The organism is Marinobacter koreensis, from assembly GCF_023156285.1.
Lineage (GTDB): Bacteria > Pseudomonadota > Gammaproteobacteria > Pseudomonadales > Oleiphilaceae > Marinobacter > Marinobacter koreensis.
The window spans coordinates 111,913-135,883 of sequence record NZ_JAKZAJ010000004.1; the positions used below are offsets into that span (position 1 = coordinate 111,913).

22 protein-coding genes are annotated in these 23,971 nt (G+C 59.7%); 12 read left to right on the forward strand and 10 right to left on the reverse strand.

All coding sequences use genetic code 11. The features are described from left to right. Position 1: 1 nt before the first annotated feature. Positions 2-637, reverse strand: a complete 636-nt coding sequence (gene pdxH, locus MLD04_RS11810; RefSeq protein ID WP_248158491.1) for a pyridoxamine 5'-phosphate oxidase — start codon at positions 635-637, stop codon at positions 2-4. 251 nt (positions 638-888) lie between these two features. On the opposite strand from pdxH, the gene MLD04_RS11815 reads away from it, so the two are divergent. Together MLD04_RS11815 and MLD04_RS11820 are read left to right on the forward strand one after the other, a co-directional pair. Further along, positions 889-2,172: an MHYT domain-containing protein gene (locus tag MLD04_RS11815; RefSeq protein ID WP_248158500.1), complete on the forward strand. Its 1,284-nt coding sequence runs from the start codon at positions 889-891 to the stop codon at positions 2,170-2,172. An 86-nt stretch (positions 2,173-2,258) separates the two neighbouring features. Next, positions 2,259-5,075 carry a DUF748 domain-containing protein gene (locus MLD04_RS11820; protein WP_248158501.1) on the forward strand — a complete coding sequence of 939 codons (2,817 nt, stop codon included), beginning with the start codon at positions 2,259-2,261 and terminating at the stop codon, positions 5,073-5,075. Here MLD04_RS11820 and MLD04_RS11825 read toward each other — a convergent pair. Continuing rightward, positions 5,072-5,893, reverse strand: a complete 822-nt coding sequence (locus MLD04_RS11825; RefSeq protein WP_248158502.1) for a transporter substrate-binding domain-containing protein — start codon at positions 5,891-5,893, stop codon at positions 5,072-5,074. The two genes, MLD04_RS11820 and MLD04_RS11825, sit on opposite strands and share 4 nt — an antisense overlap. Before the next feature lie 108 nt (positions 5,894-6,001). Between MLD04_RS11825 and yfbR the strand changes: the two genes are divergently transcribed. From yfbR to MLD04_RS11845, 4 genes are all read left to right on the forward strand, one after another. Then, complete coding sequence (yfbR, locus tag MLD04_RS11830; protein WP_248158503.1) at positions 6,002-6,604, forward strand: 5'-deoxynucleotidase; 603 nt, start codon at positions 6,002-6,004, stop codon at positions 6,602-6,604. A gap of 118 nt (positions 6,605-6,722) precedes the next feature. Beyond that, entirely contained in the window at positions 6,723-7,538 is an 816-nt protein-coding gene (locus MLD04_RS11835) for an SDR family NAD(P)-dependent oxidoreductase (protein WP_248158509.1), read from the forward strand. A 108-nt stretch (positions 7,539-7,646) separates the two neighbouring features. Beyond that, positions 7,647-8,747: a GGDEF domain-containing protein gene (locus tag MLD04_RS11840; RefSeq protein WP_248158512.1), complete on the forward strand. Its 1,101-nt coding sequence runs from the start codon at positions 7,647-7,649 to the stop codon at positions 8,745-8,747. Between the two features lie 54 nt (positions 8,748-8,801). Continuing rightward, complete coding sequence (locus MLD04_RS11845; RefSeq protein WP_248158515.1) at positions 8,802-9,590, forward strand: class II glutamine amidotransferase; 789 nt, start codon at positions 8,802-8,804, stop codon at positions 9,588-9,590. 7 nt (positions 9,591-9,597) lie between these two features. Here MLD04_RS11845 and MLD04_RS11850 read toward each other — a convergent pair whose 3' ends face one another. After that, positions 9,598-10,491 (reverse strand): metal-dependent hydrolase, encoded by an 894-nt coding sequence (locus MLD04_RS11850; protein ID WP_248158518.1) that lies wholly within the window; start codon positions 10,489-10,491, stop codon positions 9,598-9,600. Between the two features lie 229 nt (positions 10,492-10,720). Between MLD04_RS11850 and MLD04_RS11855 the strand changes: the two genes are divergently transcribed. Beyond that, entirely contained in the window at positions 10,721-11,827 is a 1,107-nt protein-coding gene (locus tag MLD04_RS11855) for an AraC family transcriptional regulator (protein ID WP_248158521.1), read from the forward strand. Between the two features lie 369 nt (positions 11,828-12,196). Further along, positions 12,197-12,601 (forward strand): NINE protein, encoded by a 405-nt coding sequence (locus tag MLD04_RS11860; protein ID WP_248159486.1) that lies wholly within the window; start codon positions 12,197-12,199, stop codon positions 12,599-12,601. On the opposite strand, the gene MLD04_RS11865 is transcribed toward MLD04_RS11860, so the two are convergent. Together MLD04_RS11865 and MLD04_RS11870 are read right to left on the reverse strand one after the other, a co-directional pair. Beyond that, a complete protein-coding gene (locus MLD04_RS11865) occupies positions 12,602-13,969 on the reverse strand; it encodes a WS/DGAT/MGAT family O-acyltransferase (protein WP_248158524.1) in 1,368 nt (455 codons plus the stop codon). 428 nt (positions 13,970-14,397) lie between these two features. Further along, positions 14,398-15,096 (reverse strand): hypothetical protein, encoded by a 699-nt coding sequence (locus tag MLD04_RS11870; RefSeq protein WP_248158533.1) that lies wholly within the window; start codon positions 15,094-15,096, stop codon positions 14,398-14,400. Positions 15,097-15,251: 155 nt separating this feature from the next. Between MLD04_RS11870 and MLD04_RS11875 the strand changes: the two genes are divergently transcribed. Together MLD04_RS11875 and MLD04_RS11880 are read left to right on the forward strand one after the other, a co-directional pair. Continuing rightward, positions 15,252-15,872: a type IV toxin-antitoxin system AbiEi family antitoxin domain-containing protein gene (locus tag MLD04_RS11875; protein WP_248158536.1), complete on the forward strand. Its 621-nt coding sequence runs from the start codon at positions 15,252-15,254 to the stop codon at positions 15,870-15,872. A gap of 47 nt (positions 15,873-15,919) precedes the next feature. Beyond that, a complete protein-coding gene (locus tag MLD04_RS11880; protein WP_248158538.1) occupies positions 15,920-16,261 on the forward strand; it encodes a nucleotidyl transferase AbiEii/AbiGii toxin family protein in 342 nt (113 codons plus the stop codon). 20 nt (positions 16,262-16,281) lie between these two features. Here the strand turns inward: MLD04_RS11880 and MLD04_RS11885 are convergent, their stop codons facing one another. The 3 genes from MLD04_RS11885 to MLD04_RS11895 form a co-directional block, all read right to left on the reverse strand. Then, positions 16,282-16,719: a hypothetical protein gene (locus MLD04_RS11885; RefSeq protein WP_248158540.1), complete on the reverse strand. Its 438-nt coding sequence runs from the start codon at positions 16,717-16,719 to the stop codon at positions 16,282-16,284. Positions 16,720-16,738: 19 nt separating this feature from the next. Further along, positions 16,739-17,089 carry a hypothetical protein gene (locus MLD04_RS11890; protein WP_248158542.1) on the reverse strand — a complete coding sequence of 117 codons (351 nt, stop codon included), beginning with the start codon at positions 17,087-17,089 and terminating at the stop codon, positions 16,739-16,741. A 78-nt stretch (positions 17,090-17,167) separates the two neighbouring features. After that, on the reverse strand, positions 17,168-17,686 hold the full coding sequence (locus MLD04_RS11895) for an Hcp family type VI secretion system effector (RefSeq protein ID WP_008176957.1): 519 nt from the start codon (positions 17,684-17,686) through the stop codon (positions 17,168-17,170). A 377-nt stretch (positions 17,687-18,063) separates the two neighbouring features. Here MLD04_RS11895 and MLD04_RS11900 point away from each other — a divergent pair, with 377 nt between their 5' ends. Further along, positions 18,064-20,427, forward strand: coding sequence for a sensor domain-containing diguanylate cyclase (locus tag MLD04_RS11900; RefSeq protein WP_345799621.1), 2,364 nt, complete (start codon positions 18,064-18,066; stop codon positions 20,425-20,427). Here the strand turns inward: MLD04_RS11900 and MLD04_RS11905 are convergent. Further along, a complete protein-coding gene (locus MLD04_RS11905; RefSeq protein WP_248158545.1) occupies positions 20,424-21,200 on the reverse strand; it encodes a sulfite exporter TauE/SafE family protein in 777 nt (258 codons plus the stop codon). The genes MLD04_RS11900 and MLD04_RS11905 overlap by 4 nt on opposite strands. Then, complete coding sequence (locus MLD04_RS11910; protein ID WP_248158548.1) at positions 21,191-22,330, reverse strand: lysozyme family protein; 1,140 nt, start codon at positions 22,328-22,330, stop codon at positions 21,191-21,193. The genes MLD04_RS11905 and MLD04_RS11910 overlap by 10 nt, the downstream gene beginning before the upstream one ends. Before the next feature lie 52 nt (positions 22,331-22,382). Here MLD04_RS11910 and MLD04_RS11915 point away from each other — a divergent pair, with 52 nt between their 5' ends. Beyond that, entirely contained in the window at positions 22,383-23,870 is a 1,488-nt protein-coding gene (locus MLD04_RS11915; RefSeq protein WP_248158559.1) for an amidase, read from the forward strand. Positions 23,871-23,971 lie beyond the last annotated feature (101 nt).

The window sequence follows — 23,971 nt, forward strand, 5'->3', positions numbered from 1 at the left end:
GTCAGGGTTGCAGCCGTTCGATCTGCCAGCTGTCGCCGCTTCGGGTGTACTCAAAACGGTCGTGGAGCCGGCTCGGACGTCCCTGCCAGAACTCGATCCGCTCGGGCACGATCCGGTAGCCGCCCCAGAAACTCGGTAATGGCACATCACCGTCGGCAAATTTCCGCTTGATCTCGGCCACTTTCTGTTCGAGCAGTCCCCGGGATGTGATGGCTTTGCTCTGTTCGGAGACCCAGGCACCCAACTGGCTGCCACGGGGGCGGGACGCAAAATACCGCAGTGACTCGGTCTTGCTGACCTTTTCGACCCTGCCCTGGATGCGGACCTGGCGATTGAGCCCGATCCACGGGAACAGCAGCGCGGCGCGCGGATTCTCGTCGATTTCCCGGGCCTTTCTGCTGCCGTAATTGGTGTAGAAAACGAAGCCGTGCTCATCGAAGTACTTGAGAAGCACCGTGCGCAGATCCGGCATGCCGTCCTGCCCGGTGGTGGCCAGGGACATGGCGTTCGGTTCCAGGATGCCCGCCTCGCGGGCGTCTTCGAACCAGGTCTGGAACTGGCGAACGGGATTGTCGTCCAGGTCCTCACGGTCCAGCCCTTCGCTTTCAAAATCACGACGCATATCGCCGATATCCATCCACTTCTCCTCGTACAGACGGTGTGCCTGATCATACGCAGGTCGAGGATAGCGAGTTCAATCGTTGCTGTCAGTTCTCTGTTTGTCGTGCAGGGACCACATTGCTTCGGGTGAACACTTACATATCGCAACATTTTTCTGAGAACCGCATCACGGTTTCCCCGTATCTCCTTCGGGCATATCCGAACGCGCCTGTTTTTTGAACAATCCGGCAGGGGCGCCATTCCTGAATACAGAAAAGGGAAATCATCATGGGTGATTACGATGTGTCGCTGGTTGTCGCGTCGTTTGTTGTGGCAGTGCTGGCAGCCTATACCGCGGTGTACTTCGGTCTTCGTCTGGGACGTTCGAAGGGAGGTGAGCGATGGCGGTGGCTCGTTCTCGGTGGCCTGGCCATGGGGTCGGGCATCTGGACCATGCATTTCGTTGGCATGCGCGCCATGGATATGGGCGTCGAAATGTCCTTTGACGGCACCATGACCGCCGTCTCATGGCTGGCTGCGGTTCTCGCGTCCTGTCTGGCCTTGCAGATTATCAGTCGTCCTTCGGTCAATCGGTCGCTGTTTGTCATGGCCACACTGGCGATGGCAGGGGGGATTGTGGTGATGCATTACCTGGGCATGTACGCCATGAGGATGTCCGTCCCGCCCGAATTCAACGCGTTATGGTTGGGTGTTTCTGTGGCCATTGCGGTCATCGCCTCGGGAGGCGCTCTGGCGCTATGCCGGATACTGGCCCGGATGGAAGGCGCGCCCTCACCCCTGATACGGTTAGGCGCGGCGCTGACCATGGCCGTGGCCATCTGCGGTATGCATTACACCGGCATGCTCGCGATGACATTTCCGGGGGATGCCGTGCCGTCTCCGGATAACGGCCTTCGGGGCGACTGGATGGGCATCCCGCTGGCAGTCTTCTGCGTTGCCCTTCTGGCCGTGGCGCTGTTTGTTGCGGTCTACGACCTGCAGGAACGTCGCGAGCGAATCCTGAAACAGCAGCAGGAGAACGAGCGTGTTGCCCGCAAGGCGTTTGTCGACCCGGTGACGGGGCTTCCCAATCGATCCGGTCTGGAGCAGCGGCTCCTTGACGCCCTGGCCAGCGAGGATGCCCGGCGCCATCCGTTTGCCCTGGTCCATCTTGATGTGGCCAACTTCCGTGCCCTGGCTAACCGGCTCGGGCCGAAATCGCTGGACGACGTGATTCGGGAGGTCGCTGGTGCGATCAGGGACCTTCTACCCGAGACCGTCTACCTGGCACGATATTCCAACAGTGGGTTTTTCCTGTTGGTTCCGGATTATCAGGAATCCGGGCATCAGTTCCTGTTTCGACAACTGCGTGAGCTGGACCAACGCATTGGTACCTCAGCCGTGCCGTTACTCTGGCGGGCGGGGCAGTCGGTCTTCCCTGTCACCGGGAATTCGAGTCGTAAGCTGATCCGTGCTGCCATGGTGCCCCGGGACCTTTCGGAAATCGGTCGGTTCGAGAACGTGAAGGCCGATCCGGAGATGGTGCTGCCGGGAAACAAGGCCGTTAGCTGACAAAACGGCACCGGGCCGACTATCCTTGTGTCAGGCAGAGGGCCATGCCGGCCCCGGTTTTTCGCCCCATCACCAGGAGACGATACGTGGTCCGGAGCCGTCAGCGCAGTCATCTTCCAAGAAACCTCGTCATTGCCGTGCTTGTTCTCGTAGCGCTGTATGCGGCGGCAGGCTTTCTGTTATTGCCCTGGTGGTTGAAACGCACCCTTCCCGAGCAGTTCGAGCAGCAAATGGGTTGGCAGGCGACGGTCGAGGATATTCGCAGCAATCCGTTCGCGTTAACGCTCGAGATCCGCAATCTGTCGGCGGTGGATGGCGATGATAAAAAAGTACTCGGCTTTGACGATCTATTCGTCAATCTGGGCTTCTTCCAGTTTTTCAAAGGCATTGTCGGGTTCCAGGAAATACGACTGGACGAGCCCTACTTCCGGCTGGACCTGTTGAAGGGCAACAACGTCAATGTCGCCCGGGACTGGCAACAGGCCCATCCGGCGCCGGACGAGCCGGCGCAACCGGCCGATTCTTCCGGCGGACCGCCCCGCCTTTTCTTCGAGAAGCTGGCGATTAACGGCGGCGAAATGCTGTTCCGGGACCTGTCCGGCGAGAAACCGGCGGAATTTGAGGTACGCCCGCTGAGTCTTGCGCTGAATGATCTGGCCACCTGGCCGCAGGAAGACGGTGACAGTAACTACTATCTGCTGGCGGCCCTGGGTAGCCAGACCATCGAGTGGCAGGGCGATCTGACGGTCACGCCGGTCGCCTCCAGTGGCCGGCTTCGTATTGCCGATGTGAGTTACCAGACCCTGTCCCATTTTCTGGCGCCCTACCTGCCGTATGACCTTCGGGGTGGCAGTGTTACCGTCAGTTCCGATTATCAGCTCAGTGTCGATGACAGCGTCCACCTCGCCACCTCCAATGGCGAACTGTCCCTGAAAGATCTGGCGGTGGCGCTGGATGCATCGGCGGACGAGCCTCAGTTGCTGACGGGTCAAATCGGCGTGGATCAGATCGGTTTCAACCTGGATGCCCGTGAGGCGAAGGTGGGCAAGGTGACGGTCACAGGTCTGGATCTGGGTGTCCGTCGTGACGCCGACGGGCAGATCAACTGGCTGGCGCCCCTGGGCCAGAATGAAGACGCCGGACAGACATCGACCGGGGACGCTTCTTCCTCTGGTGGCGAACGCCCGTTCCGGTGGTCCATTGCGGGGATCGATGTGTCGGGTTCGAGTATTCGCTGGCGCGATGAGGTCCCACCAGAAGGGGTGGACCTGGCACTCGAGGGGATTACACTCTCGACCAGCCCGCTGACCGACAATCTGGAGGAGCCCGTTCGCTATTCACTGAAGGCGAGCCTGGCGAGCGGTGGAAACCTTTCGCTGGACGGCCAGGTGACACCGGCGCCCTTCACCCTTGAGGCGGCGGTGTCCGGCTCCGACGTCAGCCTCAGCGCCTTCGAACCCTATGTCCGCCAGGGGGCAAACCTGGCGATTGCCAGTGGGGATCTGTCGCTGGACGGGAACCTCGATCTTGATGCCCAGCAGCAACCACTGACCGGCACCTTCAGCGGTACGGCAGATGTAAGCAATCTGAGTGTCAGCCTGCCTGACAGCCAGGATCGCTTGTTATCCTGGCAATCACTGCGCCTGGCTCCCATTGAGTACAACGTCAGTCCGGCGCGTCTGGAAATCGGAACGGTGACGCTGGTCCAGCCGGTCGCGAATGTGGTTCGTGGTACCGACGCCGTTCATAACGTCGAGCGGATTCCGGTGACGGCGCCGAGCCCCGCTGCCGACAACGCCCAGTCATCCTCCGAAACGGGCGATTCCGCGCCGGGGCTGATTTTCCGGATCGGGGAGATTCAGGTCGACAATGGGTCTGTCGCGTACACAGACCGCACGCTGGATCCGGCCTTCACCACCTCTCTGGATGAACTGAACGGGTCCGTCACCGGCATCAGCAACATTCCGCCGCAGCAGGGCAAGGTGGCGCTCAAGGGGCGGATCGGCCAGGTCGGTCAGGTCGATTTCGACGGAACGCTGGGGACGCTCGGTACCGACGACACCACCGAAGTGACTCTCAAGGCGGATAATCTGTCACTCCCGGCCTTGTCGCCGTACTTCGGACGTTACCTGGGGTATGCCGTGGACAGCGGCAAGCTCAATCTGAACCTGGATTACAACATTGCCGGGCCCCGGATCGACGCATCCAACAAAGTGACCATGGACCGCCTGGCGCTGGGCCGCACGGTTGCCAGCGACCAGGCGGTGAAGGCGCCGGTGAAGCTGGGTCTGGCCCTGTTGCGGGATCGGAAGGGTATCATCGAGGTGGATCTTCCGATCAGTGGCGACCTGTCGAATCCGGACTTCAGTGTTGGCCAGGTAGTAATGCGGGCTTTCGTAAACCTGTTGGTCAAGGCCGCCGCCTCCCCCTTCAGTATGCTGGGTTCGATCGCTGACATGGCTGGCTTCAGCGGGGAAGAATTGGGGCAGGTTGGTTTCCGGCCCGGCAGCATTGAACTGGCCGAGGGTGAGTCGAAGAAGCTGGCTGCGTTGGGAGATGCCCTGAAGCAGCGTCCGGATCTGCTGCTGAACATCCGGGGCAGCGTTGCGCCGGAAGCCGATGGTCTCGCGTTGCTGCGGGACAAACTGACCAATGGCGGGCAGAAGAGCATCACGGAGGAACAATGGAGCCAGGCCCGGGAGGCTTACCTCAACGGTGAGCGTTCACTGCCTCCGGAAGCACTGAACAACCTTGCACGGGATCGCGGACTGGCGGTACGGAAGGTCCTGGCTGATACCCAGGACGTACCCGAGGATCAGTTATTCCTGCTGGATCCGGCCAAGGATGCGGGGGTGAATGGTTCCGGAGCAGTGGTGGTTCCGTTCCGGCTGGATGTTCGCTAATCGTTCAATGGAACGTCGGGGAAGTGGCCGAGGAAACCCGGCGGCAGCCGGAGTCCCCACTGCTCCACCAGTAACCGGTAGCGGCCGTTGGCCACCAGGGGCGCAAGCAGGCTCATCATGTCGTCCGCCGTTACCGGGCCGTCCGGTCGGGCAACCACGCTGAGTTTGTAGACCTGATCCGGGCGGTCTGAAATCAGCAACCGGTTCCAGTCTTCCGGATTCTGCGCCAGATCACGCTGCAGGTAGGAGTAGCTGATGATGGCCACCTCTGCCACCGAGGGGCGATCGGCTTTGATCAGCTCGAGGTTGCGGCGGTGGCTGTCGGAAAATTCAATGTGAAACTTTTCCTCAAGCTTCCGGTTGTCAGTCTCGAACCCGGCGAAGCCGTAATGATACCCCGCCATGGCGACGATGTTTCGTTCGGCAATGTCATCGAAAAAGCTGAGATCCCTCCCCGGCTTTTTGAGGGCGACGTACAGTTCTTCATCCATCAGAATGGGCGGTGAGATCAGGGCGCCTTTGTCCTCCCACTCCCATTCGGGACTCTCGAAGAACATGACGTCAAACAGGCCGTCGTCGTAATCCAGATATCGGCGCTTGGGAGACGTGTAAACCACGTGAAACCGGATGTCGGGATGGGTCGCTTCGAGTTCATCCAGCAGATCCCCCAGCAAACCGGTGGCCTGATTGTTTGCGTTCACCTGGGCAATGGGAGGAAAGTTATAGACGCCGACGTTGATGGTGGTCGTTGCGTGAGCTGGAATGGCAAGAGTCAGGAGGAGCAGACTCTGGGACAGGATGGATCGAATACTGGTCACGCGAGCTTCCGGTTCATGTGTAGCTTGGGAATACGCATAAAACCACCAAAGCTGATTCTGAATCAAGGTTCATTTTTATTAAAAACAGGTTAAAAGGATATATCCGTAATGGGCCGTGTGACGAGCCATTTTTTTGCTTATGTTTCCCGGTTACGCTGGATCCGGCGTTGGGGATTAATGCGTAATGCCATTGAAGAAAACGTGGCCACCCATTCCTGGGAAGTGGCGACCCTGGCCCATGCACTGGCCATCCTCCGGAATGAGCAATTCGGCGGCGCAGTCAATGCCGACCGTATCGCTGCGGCCGCACTCTACCACGATGCCACTGAAGTGATTACCGGCGATATGCCAACGCCGGTAAAGTACCACTCCCGGGTGATGCGCAGTGCCTTTGGTGACATCGAGCACAAGGCGGAGGAAGAGCTGCTGGCACTTCTGCCCGGGGAACTGAGGTCATCGTTTGCGCCTTATCTGTGTGAGTCCCGGCTCACGGAGCAGGAACAGGAACTGATCAAGGCAGCAGACCGGCTATCGGCGTGGCTCAAGTGCCGGGCCGAGCTTGCCGCCGGCAACCCCGAATTCGGGCCGGCGGCAGAGCAGATCCGGGAGCGCCTGGAACATGATGATCTGCCGGAGGTTCGGTACTTTCTCGAGGTGTTCGCTCCCAGCTACGACCAGCCGCTGGACAATCTGCTTGGACAGGGCGACTGACTTCACAGCCTGTGCCGTTCAGTGTGTTGTGCCATAGGCGCCCGCCCGGGACCCTCCTAAAGTGGTTTTTCCCAGCAGTTTTGCTTTACTGGAACAATCACTACAAGAGGCTCTCGCCATGAAGGATCTGAAAGACAAAGTTGCCGTTGTCACGGGTGCCGGTTCCGGCATCGGTCGGGCATTGGCCCAAAACCTCGCCGGGCGCGGATGCCGCCTGGCCATCTCCGACGTTAACGAATCGGGGCTGGCAGAAACCCTGGCCAGCCTGAAGGGTGCCGACGCCCGCAGCTATGCCCTGGACGTGTCGGACCGTGACGCCATCTACGCTCACGCCGCTCAGGTGGTTGAGGACTTCGGCCACGTCAATCTGGTCATCAATAATGCCGGGGTGGCGCTTTCGGCGTCCGTCCGGGAGATGACCGATGACGACTTCAAGTGGATCATGGACATCGATTTCTGGGGCGTGGCCCACGGCACCCGTGCCTTCCTCCCGCACCTGATTAACTCCGGCGATGGCCATGTGGTGAATATTTCCAGCGTCTTCGGGCTGATCGGCGTGCCCAAGCAGAGTGCATACAATGCGGCCAAATTCGCGGTTCGGGGCTTCACAGAATCCCTCCGCCAGGAGATGAAGCTTGAAAATCAGCCGGTGTCGGTGAGCTGTGTCCATCCCGGCGGTATCCGGACCAACATCGCCAACGCCGCCCGCATGGGCAAGTCGGAGAACGCCGAGGCTCAGCGCAAGGGGTTCGACAAGATTGCCATGACCACGCCGGACAAGGCCGCGGAAATCATCGTCAAAGGCATCCTGAAAAACGAATCACGCATCCTGGTCGGGCCGGACGCCTGGGGCATCGATGCGATCAACCGCCTGTTGGGATCGGCCTACCAGCCACTCGTGGAGCGCTTCTCACGCCGTAACCTGTACGTGTAATCGGGGCCCGATAGCAACAACAGGCTGGCCTGCGTCGCCCGCCTGTTGTACATTTTACAGGCAGTTTTTCCGGTCTATACTTGCTGTTCGTCTAGGGAAAGAGTCAGCATGAATTCACCACACATCCCCGACCTGGGGGCGACTCTGGAGCAGAGCCGCTCGGGTCTCCGCGATGGTCATCGCCGCTCGCTGATGCGGCTGTTGTTTCTCGTCACCGGTTCGGCACTGGTGGTGTTCGGCTGCCTGCAACTCCTGAACGGGTTCTGGTGGATCTCCGCGATCGAGTGGAGCGCCAGCGTCGCGTTGTTCTTTGGCATGCTATGCCTCAAAACGACGACCCGACTCCAGCAATGGATCTACGCCTACCTGGTTACCCTGTTCAGCTTCTTCGTCGTGATCATGCTGTTCCCGGAATCGTCCGTGTCGGCGTTTGCGTGGGTCCTGATGATGCCGGTGATGGCCTACCTGCTGCTGGGCAAGAAAGAGGGACTGATCCTGAGCCTGCCCTTCATGCTGGTCGGTGCGGTGATCTATCTGGTCCAGCTTGGCCGGCTCGGGAGCCCCCACGCCATGATTGACCTGCTGAACATGGTGCTGTGCGGTGGCCTGATGCTGGTGTTTGTGCACATGTATGAGATCCGGCGGGAAGAAGCCGAGCAGCGTCTGGTGAATATGGCCCAGACCGACGCTCTGACGGGACTGGCCAACCGGGCGAATTTCCAGTCCACGCTCAACCGGACCATTGCGGAATGCAACCGCAGCCGAACCGGATTTGCCCTGGTGGTCATGGATATCGATCATTTCAAGGTGGTCAACGATACCCTTGGGCATGACGCGGGCGATCATGTGCTGCGTCATATCAGCCGGTGTCTGGGCGAGCGGCTTCGGAGCACGGATTTTGTGGGCCGTCTCGGTGGCGAGGAATTCGGGTTGATCCTTCGTGACGTAAAGCCGGCGGACGCCTTCGAACTCATGGACGAACTGCGTGAGCGCATTGCCAGCCAGCAACTGGCGTATGGTGAGGCGACCATCCGGGTAACGGCGTCCTTCGGGATTGCTCAGTGGCCCGATCATGGCCAGGAGGCGGAAACCCTGTTCTGCGTGGCCGACCGGTGTCTCTACAGCGGCAAGCGGGCCGGTCGTAACCGGGTGGCCGGTGCCGGTGTGCCATCGTCCCAGGGGGATCTTCTCGCTGGCAGTGCCGGCTGATTCGCGTATCCTGAGGGGCAAGTCCATTGTCCATCGCCCGGAATGCTTGGGATTATGTGTGAATTACTGGCCATGAGTGCCAATACCCCCACTGACCTCTGCTTCAGTTTTACCGGTCTCACCCGCCGGGGTGGCGCTACCGGACCGCATAAGGACGGCTGGGGCGTTGCGTTCTATGAAGGCAGAGGGGTTCGTGCCTTCCACGACGCTGACGCCAGCGCCCATTCCCGCATTGCCGAGGTGGTCCAGACTCATCCGATCAAGAGCGAGGTAGCCATCTGCCATATCCGGCAGGCGAACGTTGGTGAGATCTGTCTGGCTAACACCCATCCTTTCATTCGTGAACTCTGGGGCCGCTACTGGGTGTTTGCGCACAATGGCCAGCTGAATTCATTCCGAGGCCGTCGCGATTTCTATGAGCCAGTGGGTTCGACCGACAGCGAGGCCCTGTTTTGCGACATTCTCAACCACCTGCGGCGACACTGCGACCGCAATACACCCGATGAAGAACTGGTCGCACGGCTGGTGAGCCTTTCCCGGGACTATGCCCGCCAGGGCGTGTTCAACCTGTTGCTCAGCAATGGCGAGTGGTTGTTTACCTACTGCTCCACCAAAATGGCCAGCATCACCCGGCGCGCGCCGTTTGGTCCGGCCAGGCTGAAAGACGCCGACGTCACGGTGGATTTCGAATCCGAAACCACGCCAGATGACATCGTGAGCGTGATCGTCACAGAGCCGCTGACCACGGATGAAGCCTGGGATATCTACGCGCCAGGAGAGTGGCGTCTCTGGCGTAAAGGCGAGGTGGTGCAGTCAGGTCGGGCAAACGCCCAACCTGACTGACAGAGGATTACTGGAGGGTACGGCGATTGCCGTTCCGGTATTGCGGTGCGATGTGCTCCTCGATCTCGGCCTTGAAGCGTGCGATCAGGTCGCTGTTGTCCTTGTCCCAGGGGTGATATCCGGGCTTGAAGTATTCCAGCCAGGTCGGAATCAGGCTGGAGAAGGTACCGTTCCGGCCCCACATGCGCCACATGCCCCTGGCACTGTCTTTCAGTGAGAAATTCTTGCGGTCGTTGAGCATCATGCGGCCGGTAAACCACGAGCCGACAATGCCCAGTGCCACGGTGCTGAACACCTGATAGAAGGCCCGCTCGGCGTAGGTGCCGCCGGCCTGCTGGAAGACGTCGTAGGCAACTGCCTTGTGCTCGGTCTCTTCAATCGCGTGCCAGACCCAGAGCGGACGCATGGATTCGTGCATGTCCTCGCGCACATCGTCACGCTCGAGCAGCATGTCTGCCATCATCGCCGTGATGTGCTCCAGGGCACAGGTGATCGCCAGCTGGTGGCGCTTCGGCAGTTTCCTGGCCACATCCAGGATGACCTTCAGGTCCCGCTCCATCGCTTCCACCGGCATGCCCTGCTCCCGAACATGCTCGTTCATGGCGTCGTGCTCCAGCGAATGCATGGCCTCCTGACCAATAAACCCGCGTACGTCCTTTTTGAGCTTGGGGTCTTCGATGCCGTCCCGGAACGCACGGACCGCGTCCACGAAGAACTGCTCACCTTCGGGAAAGAGGACCGAAAGCGCGTTCATCGTATGGCTGATGAAGTAGCTGTTGTCCAGCCAGTACCGGGGCACCCGGGAGCCAAACTCAAAGCCCATGCGTTGTGGCTTGATGGCGACCTTGTCCGGCGTCTGCGAACCCCGAACCTGTTTCGGGGAGGATGTCGTTGTCAGCATGATTCTGCTCCTCTGCGCCTTGGCGCTTTGGCTGTTGTCATGCCTACAGTTTCCGCCGGGCAAGGCCCGGATTGAAGGCGAGAAAGGGACGACCATCGTTCAGGATGGGCCAAGCGGAGGAGGGAATTGACTCGGATGACGTGACCACGGGCGCCGGAGATCCCACTGTACGGGGGGCAGGCTTCTGATAGAGTCAGCTTACACAATAACCAATCATCAGAGGCCTTTGATGGCAACAACCAGTCCGGAAAACGAACGGCAGATGCTGGGCTTTTTCCTGGTACCCGGTGTCTACATGCGGGTACTCGCCGACACCGTCCGGAAACTGGGTCATAACGATCGCCAGCTCTTCGAAGGCCTGGATTTCACCCCGGCCGACCTCAAGGCCAACGACAGTCGCATATTCGTGACCGACGCGATCATCATGGCGCAGCGAGCCGTGAACCTCGCTGGCAGGGATGGCCTGAGTTTTGCCCTCGCCCGGGAACTGCGCCTGACCATTCACGGCACGCTCGGATTCGCCGCCCTCACCAGCCCGACCTTCGAGGGAGCCCTGGATTCCGTTCGCCGATATCTCCAGTTGCGGGCCCCGTTCCTGACCATGAAACAGTCCGTGGCGGGGGATCAGGTGCTGGTACAACTCTGTACCGAATTCGATGTGCCCGAGCTGTATGCGTTTCTTGCCGAAACCGTGAGTGCCACCCTGATCCTGCTCACCGAGCAGTTACTCGATCGGGAAGACGCGGCCCGAAAAGGATTCTCCCTGGAGGACGGCAAGCTGCCGGGGGTCCGGGTTCATCTGACCAACAGCGAGCCCGCCTATTATCGCCGGTATGCGAGCCAGCTCCCGGTCGTGTTCGAGTATGGCCAACCGGAAGAGATGATGATCTTTCCCACCGGTTTGCTCGACGTACGGATGCGACTGGCGGATGCGGATGCGTCTGAAATGGCCCGCGAACAATGCGAATTCGAGCTCCAGAAGGCCTTGAAGGAACAGGGAGACATCGCCATGGCGGTCCGGAACATGCTCCGGATGATGCCCGGCCCGCTTCCCTCACTGGAGGCGATGGCCGACCGGTTCTGCGTGTCCTCCCGCACCCTGAAACGACGGCTGGCGGACCGGGATACCAGCTATCGCGAGATCGTCGAGTCGGTCCTGAAGGACCGGGCCATCCAGTTGCTCCGGTACACCAACCAGTCGGTCAGCGAAATCGCCTACGAACTGGGCTATGCCGATCTGTCCAATTTCAGCCGGGCGTTCCGCAAATGGACCGGGAAGTCGGCGAGCGAGTTCCGGGAAGGTGGGCCGGATCCGGCGCCCGACGTTGGGCCCTGATAGTCGGTTTCCTCCTGGTTGGGAGCATGGACGCGGGGCTGGGGGTGTTTTCTTCTGGGACAAAGAACTCGCTGCGCTCAGACATCTTTGTTCCCGGCAGAAAACACCCCCAGCCCCACGCCCTGTCGACCACCGAGAAGGCCGTCCGCGGGTGGATATACCGATTTTAACTTGCCCCCCGAGACTATCCCTCAATAATCTGACGGACGGAGGGGACATACTCTTTTCCGCCAGGAAAAAAATGTCTGAGCGCAGCGAGTTATTTTTCCCAAGGAAAAGAGTATGTCCCCTCCGGCCAGCCACCAATTCAGGAAGGCTGGGGCCAGAATCTGGCGCATGCACCACAGCAAAAGGACGAACCAGACGATGATGGAAAGAACGGATACACACAGCAAACTCTTCGGCTATCTGCTCTGGATCTTCGGATTCCTGGGATCCCACCGTTTCTACTACGGTAAACCCGTGACCGGGACCATCTGGTTCTTCACCCTGGGGCTGTTCTTTATCGGTTGGATCATTGACCTGTTCCTGATTCCCGCCATGGATGAAGAAGCGGACCTGAGGTTCCAGGCTGGCGACATCGACTACAACATCGCCTGGCTGCTGCTCACCTTCCTGGGGGTCTTTGGAATCCACCGCATGTACATGGGGAAATGGGTCACCGGCATCATCTACCTGCTGACCGGCGGTCTGTTCCTGATCGGGATTCTCTATGACTTCTGGACGCTGAACGACCAGATCTCCATCCGCAACCAGGAACACCGCCTGGGCTGATCAGAGCCCGGCAGCGATTTCCAGTTCGTTCAGGCTGTCGTCCAGGTACTCCAGCATGCGTTGTAGGCTGGGCAGGGTACGGCGGCAGCCGATCAGGCCGAATTCCACCTGGTCGTTGTAGCTGGTGAGGGTCATGTTCAGCGCGAGTCTGTCCATGGCGATGGAGACCGGGTACATGCCTTCCAGCCTGGCCCCGTTCCAGTAGCGGGTTCCGTCCGGCCCCGGGACGTTGGAGATGACCACGTTGAAGGTTTGCCATGCCGGCGCCATGCCGGTGAGCAGGTGGAAGGCGGCAGGCGCAAGGGTCAGCGCCGTATAGTTGAGGATTTCCTCCGGCGACATGTGTGCATAGCGATCCTTGGCGGCCTGCATCCCTTCATGGATCCGGATCAGCCGTTTTTCGGGATCGTTTTCGTCGGTGTGCAGGTTCGCGAGAATGACACCCACATGGTTGCCGCCGGCGCTGTCATCCTTCCGCAGCGACACCGGAACCATGGCGATCAGTGGTTTGTCCGGCAGGGCATCCTGGTTCATCAGGTAGGTTCTCAACGCACTGGCGCACATGGCCGTGACGACATCGTTCACGGTGGTGCCATAGGCGTGGCAGACCGCCTTGATACGATCGAGACTCCAGGACTGGGCTGCGAATCGCCGGGAACCGGTGATCTTCTGGTTCAGCATGCTTCTAGGGGCGTGAAAAATCGACCCGTAGGCCGGGTCTTTTCTCGCTTCGTTGACGGTCTTGAGTAATTCCCGGGCAACCGTAGGCACGGTGCCCAGCTGGCGGCCGGATTCGCCCAGCAGATGACGGATACTCCGGACCAGGGTACCGCCGCCCTCGCCCGTTTCGCCGGAGGCCCTGGGGGGAAGCGCCCATATCGGGGGAAGATCGCGTTGGGCCGGATCCGGGGACAGCATCTTGGTCGCCATGCGCATGGCGGAGATCCCGTCCACCAGGGAGTGATGCACCTTGGTATAGAGCGCGAACTGCCGGTCTTTCAGCCCCTCGATCAGATGCACTTCCCACAGCGGCCGTTCCCGGTCCATCAGGTGCGAGTGTTCCGCCGAGACCAGTGACAACAGTTCGCGGATGCGTCCCGGCGTGGGCAGCGCCTCGAAGCGGAAATGATGTTCCAGGTCCAGGTGCTCGTCTTCAACCCACACCGGCTGGCCCAGACGGTAGTCCAGGTGCTGGTTGAACGGAGGCGTGACCACGGAGTGTTCACGCAGCTGCGCGGCAAGCCGGGCCACATAGTCATCCGGCGCCCCTTCGGGAAATGAAAACAGCTGCAGACCACCGACGTGCATGGGCTGCTGGCGTTTTTCCAGCCAGAGGAAGAGTTGGTCAGTGGGGCTGAGGGGCTTCACGGTCAATCCTTGTGCCTGAACTCTCCCTGAATGTTAGCGCAGTTCCATGTCGGGTTAATTGACCTTGGAAACTTTCTGACTAAGCCGGTAACGTCCCTTCAGCATGTGCATAAAAAAGCCGGACCATCTCCCCCGAAGAGGTTCAATGATCCGGCATCAATGCCAACAACAATGATCTGATGGTCCGGCCTGATCCGTGGCCGGGACATTCGTCCTTGATCTGTTACTAAGCGATGTTCATGCCAATCGTGGCGAGGGCGCTGAAAAAAGCGGTGAGAGCGCCAAACATTGGGAAACTGAGGGCCGTTGTCAGATCGAAGTGTCGAGTAGACCGAATGATATCGGGACAGATCATGCACTTATTCGGAGCCGCTGCACTGTACCGAGGCGATATTGGCACAGTGTGTCGGGGCGTCGGCACCACTTCGTTATCCGGCTTTGCGTAGCATCTGTAGCGGCACCCGATAGCGAACGCCCCGGGCTCTGCCTGTGCCATCGACGGTGCAGGTTTTGCGATTGATGCGGATGATCTGGCCCTGAACTTCCCGCGGCCCTTTCCCGAAAGCGACCGCCTCGCCAACCTGCCAGCATCCCCGTTGATGGCCCGGATCTGGCAGAACGAACGCGGCATCCGACAGGGGAATGCCCCGATCATGTGAACGTTCGGCCAGCGCCCGCCGGGTCTTGTCGGCGCCTCCGCTCTCGTGCAGCTCATCCAGGATGGCGTAAAAATGCCGGTTGTGGACCGAGCCACGAAACCGTTGCCCGGCGCTTTGTTGCAGCAGATGGGCAAATTCGTGGCAGCAGGTGTGGGCAAGCAGGTTCAGGGCACTCAGTTCACCGCCAAAGTACCCCCGTTTCTGGATTTCCCGGCTCGACAGCCAACCGTTCGCCGTGTCAGGGCGGTGTTTCGCCTCGATCATGCGAACCCCATAGGTGATCAGGTGCAGTTTCCGTTGCCGGTCAAACCGGTGGTAGGTGGCCTGACCAGAACCGACGCGACACACCAGTTCGCTTCCGGGCAGACGCTCCCTGATCCAGCTGGCAGCGGGGTGCCAGAGGATATCGCGGGTGGTGTCGCACATGAGTTGGCCGAGCAGATGGGCCTGGGCTTTCGAAGCGGTCATGAATGTGAGGCGTGCCTGGTCATCGGAAAGCATAAACTGGTTCAAGGGTACCGTGGCTTCGCTGACTTTGCTATGGCCTCACTTGCCATTCCGTCACTTGAATCCTTAATGGAAATCAGACAAGCTGTCACCAGATACTTATAAGTGGTGACAGTTTGTCTGAATCCGGCTCCGCCCCACCATCCCGGGCACAGCTTCAAATCCTGTTCCGCCAGCACAGAGGGCAGCTTCGTCTGAGTGAGGCGCTGGCGCAAGGTTTTAGTCGGTACCAGTTCTACCAACTTCGGGATGAGGGTTTGATTGAGCCAATCAGTCGAGGTCTTTACCGGCTGGCGAGCCTTCCCCCTATAGAAAACCCAGACCTGGTGGCCGCTGTTACTCGTTTCCCCAATGCCGTGCTATGTCTGATTTCTGCGCTGGATTGGCACGGCATCACCACACAAATTCCCCATCGGGTGCACCTTGCGGTGGAGCGGGATGCCCGCCCGCCGTCGCTGAATTATCCCCCTGTGGCCGGGTACCGATTCTCCGGACGGGCCTTCAGCGCAGGCATTGAGCAGGTCGACGTGGATGGCATCGTCTTGAATGTCTATAGCCCGGAAAAAACTCTGGCGGACTGTTTCAAGTTCCGCAACCGCATTGGCATGGATGTGGTGCTGGAGGCCTTGGAGCTTTATCGAACTCGAAAAACCTTTTTGCCGGGCAAATTGATGGAATACGCGAGAATCTGTCGGGTTGCCAATGTGATGGCACCATACGTTGAAGCCAAAATCTGAGTGAGCCCGGCCAGTCAATGAAATCACCAAAGTGAAAGGAGATCACGATGGTCAGAAACATTGCCGCATCAGTTCGCCGAAAACTGCTGAACAAAGCCCGGAGTGAGGAGCGTCCTTTTCAGGAGCTGTTGCAGTATTACGCCATGGAACGGTTTCTCTACCGGCTTAGCGAATCGTCCCTAGGCCGCTGTTTCACCCTCAAGGGTGCGCTAATGCTCTGGGCCATGCAGGGGCCGACCAGCCGGCCGACAAGGGATATTGATATGCTGGGCCATACAACCAATGAACCGGAGGCGATTCTGACCCAGGTGCGTGACATCATTGCGACCAACGTGATGGATGATGGTTGGCATCCACCAGTTCCATCTAGTCGGCAGGCCTCTGGCTAGTTTTATTCCTTGAGAACGGTTCAGATACCAGGCGAAATTGTATTCGCCACCTTTTCAAATATGCCCTCTGGAAAGCTGAATATAAGCAGGGAATCTGGGTTCTCTTCATTGATGATATAGCCCGTCTGATATTCGCGGATCTTGGCTGAAAAGCCCTTAAAACCGGATTTTATCCCGAGTACTTGGATTTCGGTGGATTCAGAAGCCGAGGCTGATTTGAGGGAGTCAATGAATTCAGATGTCGATTGGACATCGGCAGAGATTGGCTCCAAGCGAATGAATCCGAGGGCCTTTCCATCGTTAAATAGCGTTATGTCATTGTCGGCGATGCGGACAGCGTCGAACAGATTTGACTGAACAGAGACTGCGTAATCCTGGCTCGGGGAGAATTGGACTGACGGGGTAGAGGTGCATCCAGTCAGAATCAGCGCAAAAACAATTGATACGGCGAATTTCATTGTATTGAGACGTCCATGTTTATCGTAAAGAGGCTTCCAGCAAGCTTCTAAACTGTAACCCGCGAGTGAGCTTGCAGGTGTAGCTGATGTCAAGGTTACCACGGGCAAATGGCTCGGCGGCAGCCCTGACTACACGGATTGCCCATTTGCGGATGCCGTTTGCCGGGGCAACGAGGTCTTTAGGGTTTGGAACGGCATCAATCCATTTGCTGCACACTTCCGTTCCGGTGATGAGCTGTGCAGTAAGCTCTACTGTTTGCGCTGTTATGCTGCCAGCATGATAACGGTTCGCGACTCTTTTACCGTAAAACGCCTTGACGATTGCTTGCACAGAGGCGATCTCTTCCTCAGTGAGGTTAACGTCGCTCACTACCGGGCTCCTCAAAGTTTTAAAGTCGTAAATAGAGAGAGGGCACTTGCCGCTCCCTCTAAACTGTCCAGGCTGGACCTACGCCTCGATCGGCGAACGCCAGTCATCAGCGCCAGACGTCCCCGCCACGGCGTGCTCCCAGGTGACCTTGCGGTAGGACAGGGAAACGGTGACCAGCTGGGTGAAGTCGGCGTTGCCGGCATCCTGACAATGGGGCATGTTGCAGTTGATGTCGATAATGGTGGCGTCCTCCAGGATGGTGGAGAAGAAGTGCTCCTGCTTGCCCTCAACGGAAGTGCGGTACCACTTCAGCTCGACTTTGGGGAGCATTTCGCCGGAGGCCAGCGCGTTGTACATCAGCGGGGTGGCCTTGTTCAGGGCGGAGGTGAACTTGAATGGCTTGTGCACGCGTTGACCGGAGGGCTGACCGGACTGGGGATCGGTCGGTACGGTGACAACGTGGCTGAATTCCTGGACCAGTACTTCATCTTCGTGGCCTTCGACGTAGATGTTGCCGACGGAATCGGAGGTGAATGCACCGGCGGTGATGTTGCCCTGGGTCTGTCCTTCAATGCTGATATAACAAGGGGTTGGCATAGTCTGCTCCGTGACGTTTGAATGAAAATCGGTCCTTGGGGTTCTCCCTGGACCGTGTTTGTCTTAACAAGGGCTGTGCCATTTCCATAAATGTTATTGAAAACAAGGGGATGGCTCTAAAACGGAGTTGGGGTCAGCGTGTCCGGGCAAGAACCTGCCCGGCGAGTGGGCGAGGTATTGCGGCCGAGGCAAGCAATCGCCCGGCAGGCGACTCATTACCGGCCAGGCTTGATTAACGTCGCGGTAGGTGAAACCGCAGTTTGCTAGACTGAAAGCCAACCGATAGATTGTTCAGCCGTATAACAGTCGTAAAGGCAGGAAATGTTACCGGAGGTGCCTATCTTCCATCTGTTGGCCCGCTCAGGAGTCGGACTGGCGTGATACTGAGACAGTGGTTCGGGAGTCTGGTCAACCGCGCTGTGGCGCTGGTTGTGGCGGCGGTTCTGGTCACGGCACTGGTGCTGACTCTGGCGAATTCCTTCCTCAGCCGGGGAGAATTGGAGGACCAGGCGAGGGCGCAGGTAGAGACCATTGCCGAGCTGGTGGCCAGTGAGCTGGATGACCGGCTCAGGCGCCGATTGGAGACCCTGAGCCATGTCGCCAGCAACCTCACCATGTCAGAAGAGGCCTTTCAGGGTAGAGCCCGGGTTGTTCTTCAGCAGCAGGTGGCGCTTCAACACCAGTTCGATGGCGTGTACCTGATCGGGGCTGGCGGTAAGGTGCTGGCAGAGACGCCGGAGAAATACCATCAGACCGGTATCAACGTGTCGGATCGGGACTATTTCAAGATCGCTTCCAGTCAGCTGACGCCTGTGATCAGCGCCCCCTACCTGTCCAACTACCAGAACCTTCCGGCATTGATGGTCGCCGCACCCATCTTCGACCACAAGGGCCGCTTTATCGGCATGATTGGCGGCGCGATGACCCTTCAGAGCGGACGCCTGATGAAAGACATCGCCCGCGTCCGGATTGGCCACACGGGGTACGTGAGAGTGATTACCCGGGATGGTATCACCGTGATCAGCAGCCCCGGAGAAGCACCGTTAAAGATGGCGGATCCGGACAACCCTGTGTTCCGGGATGCCATGTCTGGCTTTCAGGGGACACGTCTGGGCCGAAACGGGGACGGCAAAACCAGCGTCATGTCGGTGCAGCAGCTGGCCCAGGTGCCCTGGTTTGTGGTGGCCGTCTGGCCCGAACGCGAGGCCTTTGCCCCCATTACCCGCATAGCGGATTCCTTTGTCTGGATACTGCTGGCTGTCGTTGCTGTGGTTGTGCCTTTGGCACTCTGGTTGTTCCGGCGCCTGATGGCTCCCCTGAAAACGCTGGGCCGTCAGATTCAGGAAAGCCACCTGGGCGATCGGAGTGGCCCGGTGGACATCGCCGGCGGTCTTGAGATCAGACAGGTGGCGGAAACCTTCAACCGGGTCATGGACGAGCGTGACGATGTCCTCTCCCATCTGGCGGAGCGGGAGGCGTTTTTCCGTTCCCTGACCCGCAGCGCCCCCATCGGCATTGTTCAGACCGACGTGCTTGGCCGTATCGAATTTGTGAATCCGGCGTATGAAAACATCATGGGGCATACCCAGGAGGAGCTGGCGGGAACCTACATCATGGAAACCGTGCACCCGGATACCCGGGCCCAGATCCTCGATGGCTGGCGTGTTGCGCTGCACCATCAGAGCATCTACCGCACCCGGCTGCGGCTCGACACACCGACCCGGCTTGGCGAGGTCTGGGCCGACGTCATGTCGGCTGTGATCGGAACGCCGGACAAAACCCTGGGTACTATTACGGTGGTTCAGGACATCACCCACGAACTGGAGGTGGAAGACGCACTGCGCCAGGAGCAGCAACGGGCCGAGAGTATTCTTGGCGTGTTGCAGGAGGGAGTGCTCATGGTGGATGTCAATGGGGTCATCCGCTATGCCAATCTTGCTGCCTGTCGCTTCCTGGGCATTGAGGGTGACTGGAGCGATCATCCCTTTTTCCAGAACATCACGGTAGAAACGGAGGACAGGGTGTGGTCCAGGGAGGATTTCCTGGCATCGGAGGAACTCGACAGTCTCTATTGTACTTTGCGCAATAGTGAGGGCGAGGTTTTCGATATTGACCTGACCATGCTGCACATCCGGCAGGGGCTCCATAACGAAAGGATGGTGTTTGTCCTCCGGGATGACAGCACCCGGCGCCGGGAAGAAGAACGCCTGTCCTGGGAGGCGACCCACGACAGCCTCACCCAGCTGCTGAATCGTCGGGCGTTTACGTCCTCACTGGTCAAGATCCTGGGCGAAGCCGGTCGGCAGGATGTGCCTTCGGTGCTGATGCTGATCGACCTGGATCATTTCAAACCGGTCAACGACCAGGGCGGTCACCTGGTCGGGGACGATCTGTTGCGGCGGCTGGCAGAATTGTTCAAGGACGCGGTCCGCAGCTCGGATACCGTCGCCCGGCTTGGCGGGGATGAGTTCGGTATTATCCTGCCGGCTTGCGGGCTAACCCGGGCCGAGGCCCTGGCCGAAAAAATCCGGACATCGGTGGAGTCGCTCCGTATCGAACAGGACGGTCGGAGTTATGGCGTTACCACATCCATCGGGCTGACAGAGGTGAGCCCCCGGGACAGCGGTCCACGGGAAGTGATGGGCCGGGCAGACGAAGGGACGTACGCGGCCAAGTCCAGGGGCCGCAATGCGGTGGTGGTAGTGCCGTTGCCTCCCGACGAAGGCGATGAGGACGCCTAGGCGGGCCAGTGCCACCAGCCGGCGGTGACACCGGAAAGCCAGAGCAGGCGCAGGGCCAGCGCGGTCAGCGTAATGTTGAAAATCAGGGAGAATTTCTGGTTGTCCATGGTTCGGAGCACGTGCAGCCCGAGCCAGGTGCCGGCGAAGCCGCAGACAATCATGGCCAGGATGAACACCAGCCAGTCCGAGAACACGAATCCCGCCAGCGTGAAGACCAGCGCCTTGGGAAGATGCTGCAGCGTCATCGCCGAGGCAAACGTGGCAACCGTGGTAAACCGGTCCCGATGAATCTGTTTGACGAATGCCGCCACCAGAGGCCCGGTCGCGCCCACGAACAGGCTGGCGAAACTGGTCAGCCCCGACGCAAGAAAAATCCCGGGACGCCCGAATGCACCCTTTGGCAGTGGCGGTCCCCAGCACAGGAACAGAACAAACAGGGCAATGGTCAGCTGCCACAGGTATTCCGGCAGATGGACCAGCACAAGGCTGCCCAGGCCGGCACCGATGATGACGCCCGGGGCGAACGCGGCGATCACCCTCCAGTCCACGTGTTTCCAGGTCAGCGACATGCGGCCCGCGTTCGAACCGAGCTGGATCATTCCGTGCACCGGTATGATCGCCGCCGGTGGCAGCCATCCGGCCATCAGGACCAGCAGGAGCAGACCTCCCCCGGCGCCAAGGCTGGCGGTAATCATGGAGGTGAGTACCGAACACGCCAGCAGGAATACTGCAATGCTTGGCGGGAGCGCGTCGGGAAGCAGCGTCATTTCCATTCGCAGAAATCCGTCTTGCTCAGCCTGGCCGTCTTGCACAGTGCGTTGCTGGCCAGCTGGACATCCGCCACATAATACAGGGACGCCAGCCCCAGGCGGTCCCGGCCGAGGTTGTGGAACACCATGCCAAAGGCAATGTCCCCGGCAGTAAACCGTTCCTGATGTTGCGCAAAGTAGGCAGCGGGCCGGGAGAGCGTCTCGTCTTCAAGCAGTGCCTGAACCCGGGCGGCTCCGCCATGGTAGGCCTGGATCAGCAGCAGGTTGAACAGACGCTGGCGCTTGTCGTCGGGGAGGTCGCCGAACCGGGCGTCGAAGGCCGGACGGATGTTTCGCGCATTCTGGGCTGTCAGGCGCAGGGCGCAGTCGAGCTGTGCGAGACGGTGCCAGTAGTTGTCCGGTTTGATCTGGCAATCGGACAGTGCGGTGGGTGAGAGCTGAAGAATGCCCCGGGCATTGGCGGCGGAATGGGCCCGGGCCTGTCCCCCGCTTTCAATCAGGATCTGGCCGGCAATGTGATGACGAATGGCCGGTGGCAGGTCAATCCGGCCCTGCTCCGACCGTGTGTCGAAGACATACACCAGAGCGTCGTGCAGGCTGCCTGGTTGTTCCGCGTCGGCAAACGTCAGATCGTCCCAGCTCCCCCACAGCCGATCCGGAGGCAGAGTGCCCAGGTAGCGGGCGATGGCTTCGTCGAGGTTGACGTGGGGCTGGTCGCAGGACAGGGCAAACGGGTAGCCGGTCTGGCCATCACTGCCGGGCACCCAGGAGTCGACACGACCCCGCTGGAAGAGGGACTGGCGGGTTTCGTTCAGCAATTTCTGGGTGTGCTCACTGTCGGGTCCATCGGCCAGCCAGGACAGAAACTGGCCGCGCATGTCGAACAGAATGTGGCGGTCGCTGTCAGTGCAGTAGGCGCTTTCTTCCAGTACCCATTGCCGAATGGTCAGGATATTGCGATACACCCCCTGACTGACCCAATAGGGCGACGCGCGGATGACCTCGGTCCAGTCGCTGCTTTCGGTGGTAGCGGCGGGATCGGTATCCTGCGCTCTGGCACCATTGAACAAGGCCTGTGCAGCCAGGATGAAAAACAGCAGGAGCTGGCGTAAGCTTTTGAGTTTACGGTTCATCTGTGTATCACCCGTCACCATTCAGCCAACAGAATAACAAACGGAATCCATTATGAAGCAAGCTGAGTACCTGAGATACGATGCCACCGCCCTTGCCGACCTGATTGCCCGTGGCGATATTACTGCCCGCGAAGTCTGTGACGCGGCCATTGAACGGGCCACCCAGGTTAACGGGACGCTGAACGCCATCTGTCACCCCCAGTTTTCCGAGGCGGTGGAGCAGGATTTCCCGGAAGCTGCGCCCTTCGCCGGCGTTCCGTTCCTGCTCAAGGACCTGGCCCAGGAACAGGGTGGACAGCCCTGCAGTTTTGGTAGTCGCGGACTGAAAAACAACGTGGCGCCCAGGGATTCGGAATTCGTCCGGCGTGCCCGTGCTGGTGGTGTGCGTATCCTCGGTCGCACCACCACGCCCGAGTTCGGCCTCAAGGCCATCACCGAACCGGAACTCTGGGGGCCCTGTCGTAATCCCTGGAACACCGATCTCACGCCGGGTGGTTCCAGCGGTGGCTCAGGTGCAGCGGTGGCCGCTGGCGTCGTGCCCATGGCCGGTGCCAACGATGGCGGCGGGTCTATCCGTATCCCGGCCGCCTACAATGGTCTGTTTGGTCTGAAACCCTCGCGCGGACGCCTCTCCAGCGGCCCGTTCATGGGCGAAGCCTGGACCGGTGCCTCCTCGGACCATGTGGTGAGCCGGACGGTACGCGACAGCGCCGCCATGCTTGATGTACTCAGTGGACCCGCCGTGGGCGATCCTTTCGTGATCGCACCACCCTCACAACCTTATCGGGAACTGATGCAAAAAGCCCCCGGGCAGCTCCGGATCGGCGTGTTCACGTCGTCACCCTACGACACAGACGTGGCTCCCGAGTGTGTGGCCGCGGTCGAGGCCACGGCCCGGACCCTGGAACACCTGGGCCACAAGGTCGAGTATGCCCGGCCGGAGTTCGATGGCATGGCGCTGGCCCGGTGTTATCTGGGGATGTACTTCGGCGAAGTCTCGGCGTTGATGGACCGGGCGCGGGAGGAATTCGGGGCGTCGGAGGACGATTTCGAGCTGGATACCCGGCTGATCGGCATGCTGGGGCGGACCATGCCGTTGCCGGATTACGTCCGTCGGCGGCAGCAGTGGAACGAATTTGCCCGGGCATTGGGGACTTTCTTCGAAGGCTATGATCTGTACCTTTGCCCCACCACTGGCCAGCTGCCGGCCCGCATCGGCGAGCTGGAGACGCCAGCTCACCTGAAACTGGCGGCCCGCCTCATGCTGACCCTCAAGGCCGGGAAGCTGGTCCATCGCAGTGGCCAGGTCGATCAGATGGCCATGGAGAGTCTGGCGCGTACGCCCTTCACTCAGCTGGCCAACCTGACCGGGACTCCCGCCATGTCCATGCCGCTGCACTGGACCCAGTCCGGATTGCCGGTGGGCGTTCAGTTCGGAGCGAGTCATGGTGGCGAGGGCCTGTTGCTGCAACTGGCGGCCCAGCTGGAAGAAGCCAACCCGTGGTTCAATCATTACGAACGGCTCGAAGGCGCGTTTTAGGGGGTTGTGATCCAGCCGGGCGAACTCCACGTTTATCTTTGTAGTCGGAACAGGCTATGCTGTCAGTCAGGAAGACATCTTCTTCCTGACCTACCTGATGG